The following is a 17,256-nucleotide window of genomic DNA, read 5'->3' as shown; positions in this document are numbered from 1 at the left end:
AATGGGGAGCGCGCCCACCTCGTGCCCCGCCGGTGCCGCCCTCGGCGTCGGCAAGGGCGTACGCACGGCTGCACCCTTTGGTTGGGTTGTCCGCCACCCTGTTCGGCGCGAGGCGCGCCGAATAGCGCCCGGGGCGGGCGCGCTCGCCGAGAACCTCAATGCATGGTTCCGGCTGAACCTAAGCTGCTTTATTGAGCTGCTGGCCCTTGCGCTGCTGTTTTGCGGGGCCGCAGCCAGGGCCGATAGCACCGTTACAACTTGTAGTGAAGACGCCCTGCGAACGGCGCTGGCAACCGGTGGCGTGGTTACTTTTGCTGAGGATTGCTCTATCACACTGATTCGTCCTATCACCATCGCGCAGAACATTACCCTGGACGGCAATGGACATACCGTCACCTTAAGTGGCGGGAACCTAGTGCCGATCTTCAACGTGGTTGGGAGTTTGAAACTGTTTGGCGTAACATTGGCATCCGGGTTCGGCGCCGATGGCGGGGGTGTGTACATCCAGTTGGGGGGGAGTTTGCTGGCGAGCAATTGTACGTTTACCGGGAACAGCGCTCAGGGCCTAAACGGCGTCGCGGGCGCCAATGGGGTTACGAATTCAAGTGCCGGGAGCGCTGGGGGCAACGGCACCGCCGGCGTCACCGGCCAGGGTGGCGCGATCTATAACTTAGGTTCCCTGGTGCTGCTCAATTGCACATTGGCCACCAACACCGCCAGCGGCGGTAGGGGCGGGGCGGGCGGCAATGGCGGCGACAGCAGTGGCGAATTGGGTGTGGGTGGCAATGGAGGAGATGGCGCCAATGGCGGGGCTGCTTACGGCGGTGCGGTTTGCAATCGAGGGGATTTCAAACTGGTTAACTCCACCATCTCCGGCAACTCAGCCACTGGCGGCAGTGGCGGCGCGGGCGGCGCCGCCGGCAATGGTGTCTTTGCCGGCATTAATGGGAACGGCGCCGCAGGAGGTTCTGCAGCCGGCGGGGGCATTTTCAGCTCTCAGCCATTTGTGGTCTATAACAGCACTTTTTCGGACAACACGGCTCAAGGGGGCAACAGTGCGGCAGGCGGTACGCAAGCCAATGGCGTGGGTGACCCAGGCCAGAATGGGGCTAACGCCTCCGGTGGCGGTCTGTGCAGCATCTTTTTTGCCGCAGTGACCAACTGCACCTTTTATAGCGACAGCATCGTGGGGGGGACTGGGGGCAACGGCGGCGTCGGTGGCGGTTCTCTGGCTCAAGGCGGAGACGGCGGCAATGGCGGCAACGCCAATGGTGGCGGCATTTATGGGGCGGGCACAATCACCGTGGTCAACTGCACGATTGCGAACTGCGCGGCGCTGGGCGGGACCAACGGGGTGGCGGGGAGTGGCGCGTTCAACGGGTCAGACGGCAATCCAGGCGGCGCTAATGGCGGGGGCGTTGCCGGCGGGGGCGGCACGTTCATCCTAAAGAACTCCCTGCTCTCGACCAACCAACCGGGCGGCAACGGGTATGGCCTGATCATGGACGGCGGCTATAACCTGAGCTCGGATGCGAGTCTAGCCCTGGGTAGCACTGATTTCCTGAACGCCAATCCGCGATTGGGTTCTCTGACCAACAATGGCGGCCCCACTCTCAGCATGGCCCTCTTGCCGGGCAGCCCGGCTCTGAACCGCATCCCTCCCGGAGGGGACCTCCCGGCCACCGACCAGCGCGGCGTTCCGCGGCCTGTCGATGGTAAGGGCGATATCGGCGCGTACGAGTTTGAACTCTCAGGGCCGCCGGCCATTTTCCAGCAGCCCGTCGATGCCCCCGCCGACCCATCATCCAACGCGACGTTCAGCGTCACTGCTTCCGGCGCTCCGCCTTTGAGCTATCAATGGCTCCTGGCCGGGATCGCTATTGCCTCGGCAACCCAATCCAGTTTTACCGTTACGAACGTGTCGAGCGTCAATGCGGGGCCTTATGCGGTCCAGGTCAGCAATCCGTTCGGCCTTTCTACCAGCACCAATGTTTTTGTGCGGTTTCGTCCTTCAATTCTCTCTCAGCCCAGCGATCAAACCGTTGCCCCGGGCCGCTCGGCGGTCTTTATGGTCAGCGCGACCGGGGATACCAATTCGACGCTCCGATACCAATGGTTCTTTAACGGGGCGGCCCTGGCCCAAGCCACCGCCAGTGCCCTCACGGTAGCCAATGCGCAACCGGCAAATATGGGCAGCTACCAGGTCGTCATCACGAACCTTTATGGGGCGGTGACCAGCGCGCCAGCGGCCCTGAATCTGCTTCCTGGAATCGCCATCCAGCCTGCTAACCAAAGCGTTGTGGCTGGAAACAGCGCGGTTTTTACAGTCAGCGCTTTCGGCTCCGCGCCTTTGGGTTATCAATGGCACTTTAATGGGACTAATAACATTTCCGGCGCCACATCCAGTTCGTATATCATCGGTGATGTGCTGGTGTTTGAAGCCGGGACCTACAGTGTTTTGGTGACCAATATCTTTGGCTCCACCAATAGCATTGGCGCAACCCTCACCGTGTTGCAGCCGGGCCAAACCGCTATTTCTCAGCTCACAATCAATTCGAACTTGCTGAGTTTTATTCCCCAAGGCGGGACCAGCGCCACCTACGTTGTTGAATATAAAAACGCCCTCAGCGATACCAACTGGGTTCCCTTGACGACTAACAGCGCAACGATGCCCTTCCAGGATGGCACGACTCAGAGCAGCCGCTTTTATCGGCTGCGCTGAGCGCGGGCCATTTTCAGGCGTGACCGCCGCGCCTGGCTGTGGCATGGTGCGCGCTGTGACCACAACCGAAGCAATCAGGCTGTTGGAGCAATTTCGGGCAGGCGGCGTCAGCCGCTCGAAGGTGCTGCAGGCCTTTCAAGCGCCTCCCATCGCCGACCTGGGGTTTGCCCAGGTCGATATGCACCGTGGTTTACGGCGCGGATTTCCCGAGGTGATCTTCGGCGCGGGCAAATCGCCTGAACAGGTGTTGCGCATTGCTGGCAAACTGATCGAGAACGGGGAACGGGTTCTGGTGACGCGGGTCAATGCAGACCACGCGCGGGCGTTGCGGAGACAATTCAAGAACACTGTGCATCACGAAACCGCGCGGTGCCTGACGATTGACGCGCAGCCCCTGCCCAAACGGCCCGGGATAATCGCCGTGGTCTGCGCCGGCACGAGCGATTTGCCAGTGGCGGAAGAGGCCGCCGTCACGGCGGACATCATGGGCAATCTTGTTGAACGCGTGACGGATGTGGGGGTTGCTGGGGTTCATCGTCTCTTTGGCCGGCTCGAGCAAATCCAGAGCGCCAATGTAGTCATCGTCGCGGCGGGTATGGAGGGGGCGCTGCCGAGCGTGGTGGCCGGCCTGGTAAATAAGCCGATCATCGCCGTGCCTACGAGTGTGGGCTACGGCGCCAGCTTCGGCGGCCTGGCCGCCTTGCTGGGGATGCTCAATAGTTGCGCCAGCGGCATGACGGTCGTCAATATTGATAACGGCTTTGGAGCCGGTTATGCCGCCAGTCAGATTAACGCCCTGGCGGCGCAGCAAGCCGAATGAAGACTCTTTACCTGGACCTTTTCAGTGGAATCAGCGGCGATATGTTCATTGGCGCCCTGCTTGACCTGGGACTGGACCGTGAACAATTCGAGCGCGAGCTGAACAAATTGAAGCTGGACGGCTACCATCTTCATTTTGCCCGCGCCCACAAAGGAAGCATTGAAGGGGTGAAATTCGACGTGCACCTCGATGCCGGCCATGACCATGAGCATGACCACGCCCACGAGGGGCATGAACACTCCCATTCCCACAGTCACGACCCAAAACATGCCCATGGACATGACCACTCTCACGACGAGAGCCGCTCGTTCGGGCAAATCAAACAACTCATCGCCCGAAGCGGCCTTTCTCAATGGGTCAAAGAGAAATCAACGGCTGTCTTCCAACGCATCGCGGTGGCCGAAGGAAAAATTCACGGACTCCCCCCCGAGCAGGTCCACTTCCATGAAGTCGGGGCGGTGGATTCGATTGTCGATATTGTCGGGGCCTGCATAGGCCTGGAACTGCTGGGCAAACCGCGGCTGCTGGCCAGCCCTGTCACTGAGGGCAGCGGCTGGGTCGATTGCGCTCACGGGCGTTTTCCGATACCAGCCCCGGCCACCTTGGCGATTCTGGGGGCGCGCGGAATTGCCCTGTCGCAGTGCAACGAGCCGCATGAGTTAGTCACCCCCACGGGGGCGGCCTTGCTGGCGGAATTGGTCGAGCGGTTCGGCCCAATGCAGGGCCTGGTGGCTGAAAAGATTGGCTTTGGCCTGGGCAGCCGTGAGAATAAAATGCGTCCGAATGTGTTGCGGGCGGTTCTGGGTGAGGCGGCATTGACAGGGTCCGTGCATGATTGGCAGGCCGATACCGTGGCCGTGCTGGAGACTAACCTGGATGACATTAATTCGGAAATTCTCGGGCATCTGATCGACCAGGTCTTGAGCGCTGGGGCACTCGACGCGTTTTACACTGCCGTTCAGATGAAAAAAAACCGGCCAGGTGTATTGCTCACTATCCTTTGCGCTGAGGGCCACGCAGACCAGTTTACCGAACTTGTCCTGCGGCAGACTACCAGCTTTGGCGTGCGGCGTTACATGGCCGAGCGGCGCAAACTGGCGCGCGAGAACATTCAGGTGCAAACCCCGTTTGGAGCAGTAGCCGTCAAGATTGGCCGGCTCGATGGAGAAATCGTTCAATCCTCGCCGGAATATGAATCGTGCAAACAACTTGCCGCCCGCGCCAATGTTCCTTTGAAGGAAATCTATGCCGCGGCCATTAGGGGATTGGAAACTGAACCTGCTATCAAGGGATCGAAGTGATCACTGCCGAATTGCTGAGCCTGCTTTGCTGCCCGGAGACGCACCAGGACCTGCGGCTTGCCGATGCTGCGCTTCTGGAATCTCTGAACAGGCGGATTGCTTCGGGCACCCTTAAGAACCGGGCCGGACGCGCCGTGGAGAGCCGGCTCGAAGGCGGGTTGGTTCGAGCGGATGGCAAATGGCTTTACCCCATTACGGGCCAGATTCCCGTCCTGTTGATTGACGAGGCACTCGATCTGCGCCGCGAGGAGTGAGGCGCCGATCGCGTTTTGAACATGAGCCGGATGCCAAACCCAAGGCCGGCCCTAAAAGCCCCAGAGGGTTGGCGCAGTCCACGACGCTTCGCGCGGCCGGCGCCCGAAGGCGCGGCAGCGTCTTGGACTGCGGTGGGGCGCGCCGTTCATTTTCTCTTTACCCGATGAGCGTCATCCACTTTGGGGGCAGCAACCATTCCAACGAAGCGCACCGGCGATAGTGAAGCGATTCGGCCGACAGTTTGCACAAGCCCGCCTTCTTCATCACGATGGCGAGGTCGCTCTTGCCTGAAAGCAGCATGGAGATCAACTCACTGAGGTAAGGTTCGTGGCCGGCGAGCAGGACGTCTTTGGGAGCCGGCTCCCCTTCGGCGATGCGTCGAATCACAGTTCTGGCATCGCCACCCGGCGTCAGGGCGTCGCTTAATTCGAGCTTGTTGCGCGCGTGAAACACGTCGGCGACAATCTCAGCCGTCTGGCGCGCGCGCACGTAAGGACTCGACAGGATCAAGTCCAAAGAAACTTCCAAAGACTGCATCGCGCGAGCCACTTTACGGACCTTGCGCTCGCCCTCATCGGTCAGAGGCCGCTCGGAATCCTTGTGGATTGAAGCGACGCCGGCTTCTGCAGCGATACCGTGACGCAAAATGTACAGGTTCATACTCCTGCGATTTCAAAGCCCTTCCGGGCTGGTTGCTGGGGGGGGCCCCGCCGTCCGGCACAACTCCGCCGGCCTGGGGGTTCCTTCAGGGGCGCCGGCAGCAGCACAGTGTGGCTTGCCGGGAGCCGGCGCAACGTGCCAAAAGTCCAGGAGTTGGCCGGAAGCAGCCAAATAAACCCGGATGAGCCACCGGCGGCGGCGCAGCAGATCGAGCCGAAATGCGCGCGCCCCGGGCACCGTCTGTGTCTTGGCGGCGAATCTGTCCCAGGCGCGCAGGAGCATTTCAGCATCCTGAATTTCACCCATCATGGTTTGGTAGCGGTGCATGGCGGCCAGGAGCTTGTCGTTAGCCGAAGGCAAATAATGGGCCAGCATCTCGATCATGTAGCGGAATCTCTTGAAGGCCACGCGGGTGCGATGGATGGTCTCGGTATCCTCGCGTGTGATGCGTTCCTCTAATTCCTTGGTGTGGATAAAGGCACGAGCAACCGCGCGCTGAAGAATCAGATTTGGGTCGCTTGCTGGATGGTGCTGTTGCCAACGCCCAAGGTCTTCACGGGTGGCGGCGACCCATTTGCCCAGACGCCGGCTCTTGATTCGCTTGACCTCCTTGCGGGTCTGGTGGGTAAAACGCTCTTCACGCTTTTCGAGGTAACAGTGGAACTCTTCCGCCGCTGGAAAGGAGCGTTTCATCTTTGAGACTGTTGCCAACTGCACCTGGGTATCGCGCAAATCATCAAAGATATCCAGATGTCCCTTGAGGGCCGTTCGCGCTTTCTTGAGGTGGCCGGCAGCAAGAAACGGGGCCAGCAACTCGAGGATGGATAACAAACGGCGCGTTTCGACCCGAGACTCATGGACGGCTCCCTCAGAGAACTTCGCCTGACAGCGCCTGAGGCCTTTGCGATAGCGCTTCCACTGCTTTTTAAGGGTCAGGTCCAGGTGCCGGAAGGTCCTGGGGGGCAACGCGGGCGGATTTTGCCCGGGCCCGAGCATGCCATGCCCGTTGACGCCGCCCCCGTTGAAATGGGGTCCAGGGGCATTGGCGGCTGACTCTCCGGTTGTTTTGCTCACAGGCATTTGATGAGACCGTCTGCACGAACGGGAAGTTCAATGCTGAGGTGGTTATTAAACCCCGCCAAGATGCACAAAAACCCGCTGCTCGTCAAACTGGGGTTCTACGGACTCTAACCTTGATTGGCTTGATTTTTCCATCCCGTGGTTCAGCCACAACCGGTTCTGCAAAGCCCGGCCTTCCCGCCAGGGCGATAAACTCGAATTGGCTGCGCCGCGGCTTTTGTGGAGGGGAAAGCGCCGGGCGCCAGTAGGAGCCATCTGGCCGCAGGAACCGGGCTTTGGCATTATCGCTCAAAGAAACACCAAGGACCTCGTTGATGACTCGTTCCCGCAGAACACCGTCTTCGATGGGAAAGGCCAGTTCCAGGCGCCGGAAGAAATTGCGCGGGAGCCAATCGGCGCTGCTGATAAAGACTTGAGGTTGGCAGGCGTTCTCGAAGTAATAAACCCGGCTGTGTTCGAGGAACCGGTCCACAATGCTGCGCACGGTGATTGTTTCACTCAAACCGCTCATGCTGGGGCGCAGGCAGCAAATACCCCGGACGATGAGTTCGATTTGGACGCCTGCCTGGGACGCGCGGTAAAGGGCCTCGATGATCTGGCGCTCGGCCAGCGAGTTGAGTTTGGCCACAATCCGGGCCGGCAAGCCCTGACGGGCGTTCTCGGCCTCGCGCTCGATGAATTGGAGCAGGCGTTCGTGCAATTCGAAAGGGGCGACGAGTAGCTTGCGCATCGGCTGGAACTGGCAAATGCCCGTCAGGAGATTGAAAAAATTGGTGGTGTCTTCACCGAAATCGGGCCGGCAGGTGAGCAGGCCCAGGTCGGTATAAAGCCGGGCGGTAGTGGGATTGTAATTGCCGGTAGCCAGGTGCACGTATCGGCGGATTTCGCGTCCTTCGCGGCGAACAACCAGGCAGCTTTTGGCGTGAATCTTATAGCCGACCAGCCCGTAAACCACATGCACCCCTGATTCTTCGAGCTGGCGAGCCCATTGGATGTTATTCGCTTCGTCAAAGCGCGCCCTCAACTCCACCACCGCTGTCACCTGTTTGCCATTGCGCACCGCGTTTTCCAAGGCGCCGATAATCCGGGGGTCGCCCCCGGTGCGGTAGAGGGTTTGTTTGATAGCCAGCACGTCGGGGTCAGAGGCCGCCTGCTCCAGAAAGGCCACAATGCTGCTGAAGTTCTCATAGGGATGATGCAGCAGGATGTCCCGTTCACGAATCGCGGCAAATAAATCGGGTTGGTCCCGCAACGGGGCGGCGACAGGGGCCACAAAGGGCGGGTCGCGCAGTTCGGGCGAATGGTCCCCTTCATAGAGGGTCATGAGCAGGGTCGGGTTAAGCGGCCCATCAATCAGGTAAAGGTCCTCCTCGCCCACGCGGAGGGTCTTCAGGAGCGCCTCGCGAATATACGCGGGGCAATCCTGGTCCACCTCTAGCCGGACGGCATCGCCTTTGCGGCGGTTGTGCAGCTCGTTTTCAACCGCTTTGAGCAAGTTGGCCGTCTCCTCCTCGTCAATGTAGAGTTCGCTGTTGCGCGTGACGCGGAAAGCCCAGTGCCCGAGGATTTTGGTGCCGGGAAACAAATCGGCGAGGTGATGGCCAATAAGCCGGCCGAGGTAAACATAATCGCGGCGTCCATCGGCTCGAGGGAGCCGGACCATTCGGGGAAGGATGCGCGGGATTTGGACAACGGCCAGGTGTTTGAGTATTTCCTGACTGCGCGGCATCTCTAGGCGCACGATCAAGTTAAGGGATTTGTTGAGCAGTTGCGGGAAGGGATGCGCCGGGTCGATGGCCAAAGGTGTCAGCACCGGGCGGACCTGATTGAGATAGTATTCTTCGAGCCAATGGGCATCGCTGGGCTCGATAGAATCGAGTTCCAGGATGCGAATGCCGCTGGCGTCCAGGGCGGGCTTGAGCTGCTTTCGCCAGCCATCATACTGGTCGTGAACCATCAGGCGGACCCGGCGCGTAATGGCGCGGAAGGTTTCCGTGGCGGTCAGTCCGTCCACGCTTCGCTCGACGACGTCGCTTTCCATCTGCTGTTTGAGGCCGGCAACACGGACCTCGAAGAACTCATCGAGGTTGGAGCTGACGATGCAGAAGAATTTCAGCCGTTCGAGAAGCGGGTTATTGGGGTCCAAGGCTTCATCGAGCACACGCTGGTTGAACTCCAGCCAGCTCAACTCCCGGTTCAGGAAGTGAGCCGGGCTGAATTCAACCGCCTTTGCTTTCGATGATGTCACCTCGCCAGCGTAGCCAATGAGCCAGCCGGTGGAAAGTTACATCTGGCCCTCTCCCCGTCCGCAGGGAGAGGCCGGCAACATGCAGAAAGAAACAGGAGGAAACGGAGGGACCGGAGATTTTTGAAGCACTTTTGTGGGCAACGGAGGCATAAACGGGGCCTCACCATTCAGTGACCAGCCACAAGGGTGAAAGACACAGCTTTGCTTCCTGTTCACGCCTCCGTTTTCTGATACGGTTCAAACTGAATCGTTACGGTTAAGGCTGGAGTATCTGCAAGGCGTATTCGGGCGAGATGGCGCTATCGGGCTTGGGTTTGCCCAGGGAATTGTATTCGAAATCGAATTTATAATGGTAATGGACCAGGGTGGCATCGCCAGGCACGGAGACCAGGCCCTCCCAACGGTTGGTCATCATGGGGATGGGCCGCATGGGGAAGGATTCGCTGCCCATAACAATTTGGGGATGAATGCTCTCCCAACGGAGACTCTGCTGGCGGGTGTCCAGCGCCACCTCGACCGGATAAACGTTGTTCGGGTTGCGAACCTGTTGCTGCGGAGTCAAATTGGTAAAAGTGGTTGTGCAGCCCGCCAGCAACAGCGGGACGCCAGCCAACACCAGAAATTTCTTCAACATGGCTTGCAGCGTGTCAAAGCGGTCTGTCCTTGTAAAGGCTATTTCACCGCTCCGCCTTTTGCGTTTGACCCCGATTGTGAAAGAAGGTTAGGTTGCTCGTTCTTGAAGTAGATTGAATTTATGTTTGGAACGATTCGAAAGCATCAGACCTGGCTGTGGGCAGTCATTATCACCATAACGGTGATCAGCTTTGTCATTTTTTTCTCGCCCTACTCGAAAATGAACGGCACCACCCGCTCGGCGGGCAACCTCGGTTCGATCAATGGCCAGGCCATTAGCGAGCAGGACTTTCGCCAAGCCCAGGCCGAGGTCGCTCTGCACTATTTTCTCAGGACCCACCACTGGCCGGGCGAGGACAGGCGCTCGGGGTTTGATGAAGAGGCGGAGACCTATAAATGGCTGGTCCTGGTGAACAATCAGGAAAAGATGGGGATTCATGTCGGAGAAGACGCGGCGGCGGATATGGCGCGCCAACTGATGCGTCCCTTTGAATCGCTGGGCATCACCTCGCCGATGGATTTCGTCCACCGGGTATTGGAACGGCAAGGTTTGACTGTGGCAGATTTTGAACGGTTTGTGCGGCACTTTGTAGGCATCCAGGAAATGATAGGCACGATTGGGTTGAGCGGGGAACTGATTACCCCTCAAGACGCGAAGGCCTTTTATATAAGGCAATCGCAGGAAATGGCGACGGAGGCCGTGTTCTTCAACGCTTCGAATTACCTGGCTGGTATCACGGTGCTGCCCGAACAGGTGGCGCAGTACTATTCCAATCGCGTCGCCAATTATGCCATCCCGGAACGCGTCCAGGTCCGTTACGTCCGCTTTGATGTCAGCAATTACCTGGCCCAGGCCCAAGTCCAGTTGAGCACCAATCTCAATTCCCTGATCGAGGAGAATTATCAGCGGATGGGCAGCAACTATTTCGCCGGGGCCAAAACCCCTGAGGAATCCAAAGCCAAAATCAAAGAGCAACTGCTCCATAACCAGGCCCTGAACGACGCGCGCAAGAAAGCCCTCGATTTTGCCAACGTCCTGTTTGATTTAAAACCGGTTCGGCCAGAGAATTTGCAGGAGCTGGCCCGGAGCAACGAATTGACCGTCCAAGTGACGGCGCCCTTTTCACGCGAAGAGCCGCCCAAGGACCTGGACGTGGGGGCGGATTTCACAAAAACCGCTTTCGATCTGACGCCGGACGATCCATTTGCGGGTCCGCTGCTTGGTGAGGATGGGGTGTATGTCATCGCCTATGACAAGCGGCTGCCACACGAGATACCCCCGCTGGACCAAGTCCGCCCTAAGGTAGTGGAAGATTATCGTCATGAGCGGGCTGTGCAGTACGCGCGGCAGGCGGCCAGCAGCTTTGATCAAAGTCTGACCAACGGTTTGGCGCGCGGGCAAGGTTTTACCAATCTCTGCGCGGCAGCCAGCCTGAAGCCAATCGAGTTGCCCTCCTTCTCGATCAGCACGCGGTCAGTGCCCGAGGTTGAAGACTTAATAGATTTAGACAGGCTTAAGCAGGCGGCCTTCAGCACGCCTCCGGGGACCGCCAGCAACCCCATCCTCACCAGCCAGGGGGCGATGGTCCTTTACGTAAAAGAGAAGCTGCCCATCGACCAGGAAAAAATGCAAACCCAGTTGCCAGCCTATCTGGCTTCTTTGCGCCGGACCCGGCAGGAAGAGGCCTTTAACGAATGGTTCAGCCGGGAATACACCAAGCAACTGAGGGACGGTTTGCGCGACACCCCCGTAGGGCAGCCTCAACGGCAGCCCCCAACGCTGGGCAGCGCAGGCGCCAAATCGTAGTCCGGCTGGCCCCTAATTGGATATGAGGACTCGCGTGAGGCTCATCTTGTTATGAGCAATGCCCTGGCCACCCCGGTACAGGCCGCGCCTCAAGCGCCGCCAACGACTCGCAGGCTGATGTCGCTGGATGCCCTGCGCGGCTTTGACATGTTCTGGATTGTCGGGGGCGAAGAGCTCATCCACGGACTGCGCAAAGGCTGGCCTTCCGGTCTGTCGCGCTTCCTGGACCGCCAAATGGACCACTCGCCCTGGGTCGGTGTGCGGTTCTATGATCTGATCTTCCCTCTGTTCGTTTTCATTGTGGGGGCGTCGATCGTCTTCTCCCTCACCCGCATGGTCCAGCAACGCGGCAAAGCCGGCGCCCTGAAACGGGTGCTGGTCCGCAGCGTTGTTCTTTACCTGTTCGGACTGCTGGTTTATGGCGGGTTGTCGAAGGGCTTTGATCAAATCCGGTGGATGGGGGTTCTCCAACGCATTGCGTTGTGTTACTTCTTCACCAGCGTCATCTTTATGAGCTTTCGCCTTCGCGGGATGCTCGTCACGTGCGCCTGCCTGCTGCTGGGTTATTGGGCGCTGACCGCTTTGGCGCCCCTTCGCGATTTCAATCTCGAAACTCGTCACCTCGAAGCCCTCCAGCTCACACCCGACAGCCCCGAAACACGGACCCGATTTCTCGCGACAACAAACATGGTCAAAGGGCGCTTTGACGACGGCCTGAATCTGACGCAGCAGATTGATTTTCTTTACCTGCCAGGCCATCGCTGGGACGGGGCCTATGATCCGGAAGGCATCCTGAGCACGCTGCCGGCTATCGGGACGTGCCTGCTGGGCGTCTTCGCCGGGTTGCTCCTCAAGAGCGGCAGCGTGTCAGACCAGAAAAAAGTGCTCTGGCTGCTTGGCGCCGGGGTGGCCGCAGTCTGCGTTGGATTTTTGTGGGGAACGCAGTTTCCCGTGATCAAGAAGATTTGGACTTCTTCCTACGTCCTGGTTGCGGGCGGTTATGCCTGTCTTTTCCTGGGCGCCTTTCATCAAATCATCGAGGTCTGGCAATGGCGCAAGTGGTGCATCCCATTTGTCTGGATTGGGATGAACCCGATCACCATTTACCTGGCCTTTCACCTCATCAGCTTCTCGGATTTCGCGCAATTGGTCGTTGGAGGCCCGGTCCAAAAGGCCCTGGCACCGTGGGGCGACCTGGTCATGGCCATTGCCGTTGTCGGCTTGATGTTTCCCGTGGTCAGATTTCTTTATCAGCGAAAAATTTTCCTGCGAGTGTAACGGGCCTCGTGGAACTGGGCCTTCCGGCAGCGTCGTTACTTGGAAGGACCCGGCCCTCTAATTGCCTCGTTGGCGCTGCCGCGGCGGTAGCCTTGGAGGTCGAGTGTGACGTGCGCATAACCCACTTGTTTCAGGGCCTCGGTGATTTTTACCGATACCCCATCAGCCAGGAACTTGGCCAATTCGTTGGGACCCACTTCAATCCGGGCCAGATGAAGCAGCACTGGCTGGGCAGTGCCCGTTGCAGTCCCTGCTCGCCCCAACTCGTGATGGCGCACGCGCACATCGTAAAATCCCAAATCACGCAGAACATTCTCCGCTCGCTCGATCATCGAAAGCTTTTCCGGCGTGACCGCTTCGCCATACGGGATGCGGGAACTAAGACAAGCCATCTGGGGCTTGTCGGCTGTTGGGAGGCCGAGTTGGGCGGAGAACTTGCGAATGTCACTTTTGGTGAGACCGGCTTCTTTGAGGGGCGCACGCACCTGGAATTCGGCTGCCGCCTGGGCACCAGGCCGGTAATCGCCGAGGTCGCTTGCATTTTCACCATACGCGATGACGGCGCAGCTCTCGGCCCTGGCTAGCGGCGCCAGTTCGGTGAACAGCTCGTGTTTGCAGAAATAACAGCGATTATTGGGGTTCGCGAGGTATTCGGGGTTCTCGAATTCACGGGTGCGAATCACGCGCACGGGAAAATCGAACTGCGCGGCCAAAGCGAGGGCTTCATCGAGTTCGCGCCGGGGGAGGCTGGGAGAATCCGCGATGGCGGCGATGGAACGTTCAGCGAGCACTTTGTGCGCCATATACGCCAGGAAAACTGAATCGACGCCGCCCGAATACGCCACCAGGCACGACCCGTACGACCGAAGCAGTACGCGCAATTCTTCAAGTTTGTCCGAAGCCACACCTGGAAAATGGCATCTTTCAGCCCGAGTGTCCAGCCATAGCCGGGGCAGCTAAAAAGATTGACGATAGAAGGGGGTTCCTCCAAACTGTGGCATGACACGCAACAGTTTAGGAGGCCGCCTTTCGTTTGTACGGGTTTCGCAATTGCCCGGGGTTCTCTTCCTCGTGGCTTCGGTCGTTGTGCCGTGCGGTTTTTCTCAGACGCCAGACTCGTTCAATCCTGGAGTGACCGGTTCCATGGGTGTCGTGTATTCCGTGGCAGTACAGCCGGATGGCAAGGTCCTGGTGGGGGGCAATTTCACGTCAATGGCGGGGGCTGCCACGGTACTTCCTTGGCCGGGTTGGGCCGGATGGAGCACCGGACGTGACCTTCAGTCCTTTTGATGCCCTCGGAAGCACGGTGAACTGTATCGCCGTGCAAGCAGACGGCATGATTCTGCTGGGCGGGAGCTTTAAATCGATATGCGGCCAAGCTCGCAGCTATCTGGCCCGGCTCAAAGCCGACGGGAACCTGGACAGCTCGTTAAACGCCAGCCCGGATTCCTCTGTGAATGCTCTGGTCGCCCAGCCGGATGGGAACTTATTGGTTGGAGGAGCTTTCACCAATATTAACGGCCAATCCAGGACCTTTCTTGGGCGAATCGGGGGTGATGGGACTCTGGATGCTTCTTTTAATCCCACGCTGGACGGGGGCGTGAGGTCCATCGCGCTACAGACCAATGGCTCGGTTGTGCTTGGCGGGGATTTTGCAACGGTCAACGGTGCCCCATGCGGCCAACTATGTCGGTTGAAAACCGACGGGACCCTGGACACCGGCTTCCTGGGTACCGTCGGTGGCCGGGTCTGTGCCGTGGCCGTTCAGGCCGATGGAAAGGTCCTGGCCGGCGGTTTATTCACAAATTTGGACGGCTTAACCCAAGCCCATCTGGGCCGCTTGAATGCCGATGGTTCTCTGGATTCAGGTTTCAACCCGGCTTGCAACGGAACCGTCTATTCGCTCGCTTTGCAAGCGGATGGCAAGATCATCGTAGGCGGCTTTTTCACGGCTATTGGAGGGCAATCGCTGACGAACCTGGCGCGTCTCAATACAGACGGCACAGCCGACCCCAGCTTCACTGCGGCCAGCGGGCTGACCTTTGCGCTGGCCCTCCAACAAGACGGCAAGCTCATTGTCGCCGGATTGTTCAGCAAGCTGGCGGGACAAAGCCGGACCAATATTGGACGGCTAACCAACCCCGATGTCCCCAGCGAGTCCCTGGCCTCAGATGCGACAACCATCCATTGGTTGCGCGGTGGCGCCTCTCCCGAGATTTCCCAAGCGAGTTTTGAAGTTTCGACGAATGCCGGCGCCAACTGGCAGAGCCTGGGAGCAGGCAGCCGAGTCCCGGGCGGGTGGCAAATCACAGGCTTAGCCCTGCCGGCGAACGCGAATGTTCGCGCGCTCGGCACCGTTGTGGGCGGGAATGGAAATGCATCGAGTTGGCCTGTCGAGCTGACCGCCGGGCCGCCGCTGATAACGATGCAACCGAGCAGCCTCGTGGTCAGCACCGGGGCGACGGCCATTTTCAGCGTTGGGGCTGAAGGAAGCCCGGCTCTGTCGTATCAATGGCGCAAGGACGGCGCGAATCTGGCCGGGGCAACCGGGAGTTCGTTGATGCTATCCAATACGGGACCGTCAGTTATCGGCAGCTACGATGTAGTAGTAACCAACTCGTTGGGGGCGGTCGTCAGTTCGAGCGGCGTTCTGGTTTTGGCGGCACGGGCAACCGCTGATTCTTTTGCTCCCCATCTGCCCCAGGTATTGACGGGCCAGGCCCTCGCGGTGGCCGACGATGGCAAGGTTCTTGCCGTCATTACTACGTCAGGTTTACCAGACTACAGCTATTTGGCCCGATTCAATCCTGACGGTTCCACAGATGCCGGTTTCGGTTCCACAAATCTCAGTTTCAGTTTCCAACCAAATAATCTCATCTCATCCATTGCGATTCAGGAGGACGGTAGCATCCTGGTTGGAGGTTATTTTACCACTTTCAATGGCCAATCCCGCGCAACCCTCTGCCGCCTCAGCCCGCAGGGTGTGCTGGATAGCTCGTTCAATCCCAGCACCGACGGACAGGTGGACTGCCTCGCCTTGCAGGCCGATGGCCGTATCCTTGTCGGGGGCTTCTTCAAAACCGTCAACGGACAGGCCCAGACCAACCTCGTCAGGTTCAACAGCGATGGGACTCTTGATGCCTCGTTCACACCGGTAGTAAATGGAACCGTGTCTTTCCTGGCGCTCCAGAGCGACGGTAGCATTCTGGCAGCAGGCTCCTTCTCCTCGGTGAACGGGCAGTCCCGCACCGGGCTGGCTCGTCTGTTTGCTGATGGAAGTCTCGATGCAACATTTAATCCCGTGGTGGCGGGGCGCATTAATGCCTTGGCGATTCAGGCGGATGGCCGGATTATCCTGGGCGGGAACATCGCAGCGCTTGCCGGACAGGCCCGGAACAATATCGGGCGGCTTAACCCCGATGGCACTCTCGACACGACGTTCAATCCCGGCTCGGATGTCATGATCAACACCTTCGCCTTGCAGGCAGACGGAAAGCTCCTGGTGGGTGGGAGCTTCTTTAGCCTCGCAGGCCGGATTAGTGAGCTGGGCCGCCTTAACCCGGATGGCAGCGTGGACTCGACTTTTAGCCCGGGCGTTGCCGGTCCGGTTCAATGCATCATTGTGCAGCCCGATGGAAAAGCCCTGGTTGGCGGAGGCTTCAGGTCTCTGGGAGGGCAGCCGCGGTCGTATATTGGCCGGTTGAACGCGACAGACCCGGCTAGGCAAAGCCTTGCCTTGAGCGGTGCGGGCCTTGCCTGGATGCGTGGGGGCACCTCGCCCGAAACCTGGCGCGTCTCTTTCGATGCCACAACGAATGGCTTGAATTGGTTGAATTTGGGAAGCGGCACGCGCATCTCCGGGGGCTGGGTGCTGGCTGCCCCGGCCCTTGCGCCTGGAGCCACAGTTCGCGCGCGCGGGTTTGTGCTCAACCAAGGGACTGCGGGATGGTTCCTGGAAACCTGGCTGTTCCAGCAACCTTTAACGATTCTGGTCAATGAAGGCCATTTTGAGCCTGGGCCGGGCGGGTTTGGCTTTAACCTGGCGGGCAGCCCCGGTCAACAAGCGGTCATTGAAAGCTCCACGGATTTGATCAACTGGACCGCCCTTTCTACGAACTCGAGAGGGGTCAGCCCTTTCTTCTTCAGTGACCCTGGATGGACCAATTACCCGCTTCGATTTTATCGGGCCTGGTCGCCTTGAGCCAAGACAAGTTTCTCGGAGTACGCGTGATGCATGCATAAAATACCAGGAACATCGACGCGATCCCAACTGGCGCCTAGCGGTTGCTGCATATGTGCGCCAGAAGCGACGATTTCCTCATTAGCAGCCGTGAACAAAGAAATCTTCACATCTGAGAAAGACGATCACGATGAGCTGAATTGTCCTGCCTGCGGAAACGTGCAGATGGAGCATTTCAATTATGCGGACACCAGCGGGATTATTCTGCACAA

General features: G+C 59.0%; 13 protein-coding genes. 8 read left to right on the top strand and 5 right to left on the bottom strand.

Annotation, left to right across the window (positions count from 1 at the left end; genetic code table 11):
* The first annotated feature begins 1 nt into the window (after position 1).
* From VG146_08945 to VG146_08930, 4 genes are read left to right on the top strand one after another with little or no spacing between them, the layout of a single operon-like run.
* Positions 2-2,722 (top strand): immunoglobulin domain-containing protein, encoded by a 2,721-nt coding sequence (locus VG146_08945; protein HEV2392474.1) that lies wholly within the window; start codon positions 2-4, stop codon positions 2,720-2,722.
* Between the two features lie 43 nt (positions 2,723-2,765).
* The gene (gene larB, locus VG146_08940; protein HEV2392473.1) at positions 2,766-3,542 is read left to right on the top strand and encodes a nickel pincer cofactor biosynthesis protein LarB; all 777 of its coding nucleotides are present in this window, start codon (positions 2,766-2,768) and stop codon (positions 3,540-3,542) included.
* Complete coding sequence (gene larC, locus VG146_08935; protein ID HEV2392472.1) at positions 3,539-4,843, top strand: nickel pincer cofactor biosynthesis protein LarC; 1,305 nt, start codon at positions 3,539-3,541, stop codon at positions 4,841-4,843. The genes larB and larC overlap by 4 nt, the downstream gene beginning before the upstream one ends.
* Entirely contained in the window at positions 4,840-5,097 is a 258-nt protein-coding gene (locus VG146_08930; protein ID HEV2392471.1) for a hypothetical protein, read from the top strand. The genes larC and VG146_08930 overlap by 4 nt, the downstream gene beginning before the upstream one ends.
* A gap of 157 nt (positions 5,098-5,254) precedes the next feature.
* Here the strand turns inward: VG146_08930 and sixA are convergent, their stop codons facing one another.
* The 4 genes from sixA to VG146_08910 form a co-directional block, all read right to left on the bottom strand.
* Entirely contained in the window at positions 5,255-5,758 is a 504-nt protein-coding gene (gene sixA / locus VG146_08925; protein HEV2392470.1) for a phosphohistidine phosphatase SixA, read from the bottom strand.
* 12 nt (positions 5,759-5,770) lie between these two features.
* Positions 5,771-6,838, bottom strand: coding sequence for a CHAD domain-containing protein (locus VG146_08920; GenBank protein HEV2392469.1), 1,068 nt, complete (start codon positions 6,836-6,838; stop codon positions 5,771-5,773).
* Positions 6,839-6,923: 85 nt separating this feature from the next.
* Complete coding sequence (ppk1, locus tag VG146_08915) at positions 6,924-9,086, bottom strand: polyphosphate kinase 1 (protein HEV2392468.1); 2,163 nt, start codon at positions 9,084-9,086, stop codon at positions 6,924-6,926.
* Between the two features lie 256 nt (positions 9,087-9,342).
* A complete protein-coding gene (locus VG146_08910; protein HEV2392467.1) occupies positions 9,343-9,720 on the bottom strand; it encodes a hypothetical protein in 378 nt (125 codons plus the stop codon).
* Between the two features lie 120 nt (positions 9,721-9,840).
* Between VG146_08910 and VG146_08905 the strand changes: the two genes are divergently transcribed.
* Both VG146_08905 and VG146_08900 read left to right on the top strand, forming a co-directional pair.
* The gene (locus VG146_08905; protein HEV2392466.1) at positions 9,841-11,526 is read left to right on the top strand and encodes a SurA N-terminal domain-containing protein; all 1,686 of its coding nucleotides are present in this window, start codon (positions 9,841-9,843) and stop codon (positions 11,524-11,526) included.
* Between the two features lie 51 nt (positions 11,527-11,577).
* Positions 11,578-12,804, top strand: coding sequence for a DUF5009 domain-containing protein (locus tag VG146_08900; GenBank protein HEV2392465.1), 1,227 nt, complete (start codon positions 11,578-11,580; stop codon positions 12,802-12,804).
* A gap of 35 nt (positions 12,805-12,839) precedes the next feature.
* Here VG146_08900 and larE read toward each other — a convergent pair whose 3' ends face one another.
* Positions 12,840-13,709, bottom strand: coding sequence for an ATP-dependent sacrificial sulfur transferase LarE (gene larE / locus VG146_08895; protein HEV2392464.1), 870 nt, complete (start codon positions 13,707-13,709; stop codon positions 12,840-12,842).
* A 94-nt stretch (positions 13,710-13,803) separates the two neighbouring features.
* Between larE and VG146_08890 the strand changes: the two genes are divergently transcribed.
* Both VG146_08890 and VG146_08885 read left to right on the top strand, forming a co-directional pair.
* On the top strand, positions 13,804-14,094 hold the full coding sequence (locus VG146_08890) for a hypothetical protein (protein HEV2392463.1): 291 nt from the start codon (positions 13,804-13,806) through the stop codon (positions 14,092-14,094).
* A complete protein-coding gene (locus VG146_08885; GenBank protein HEV2392462.1) occupies positions 14,075-17,005 on the top strand; it encodes an immunoglobulin domain-containing protein in 2,931 nt (976 codons plus the stop codon). Before VG146_08890 ends, VG146_08885 begins: the two co-directional genes overlap by 20 nt.
* The last annotated feature ends 251 nt before the right edge of the window (positions 17,006-17,256 follow it).

Source organism: Verrucomicrobiia bacterium (genome assembly GCA_035946615.1).
GTDB lineage: Bacteria > Verrucomicrobiota > Verrucomicrobiia > Limisphaerales > UBA8199 > DASYZB01.
The sequence above is the reverse complement of the archived record's forward strand: the minus strand, read 5'-3'. Positions and strand labels throughout refer to the sequence as shown.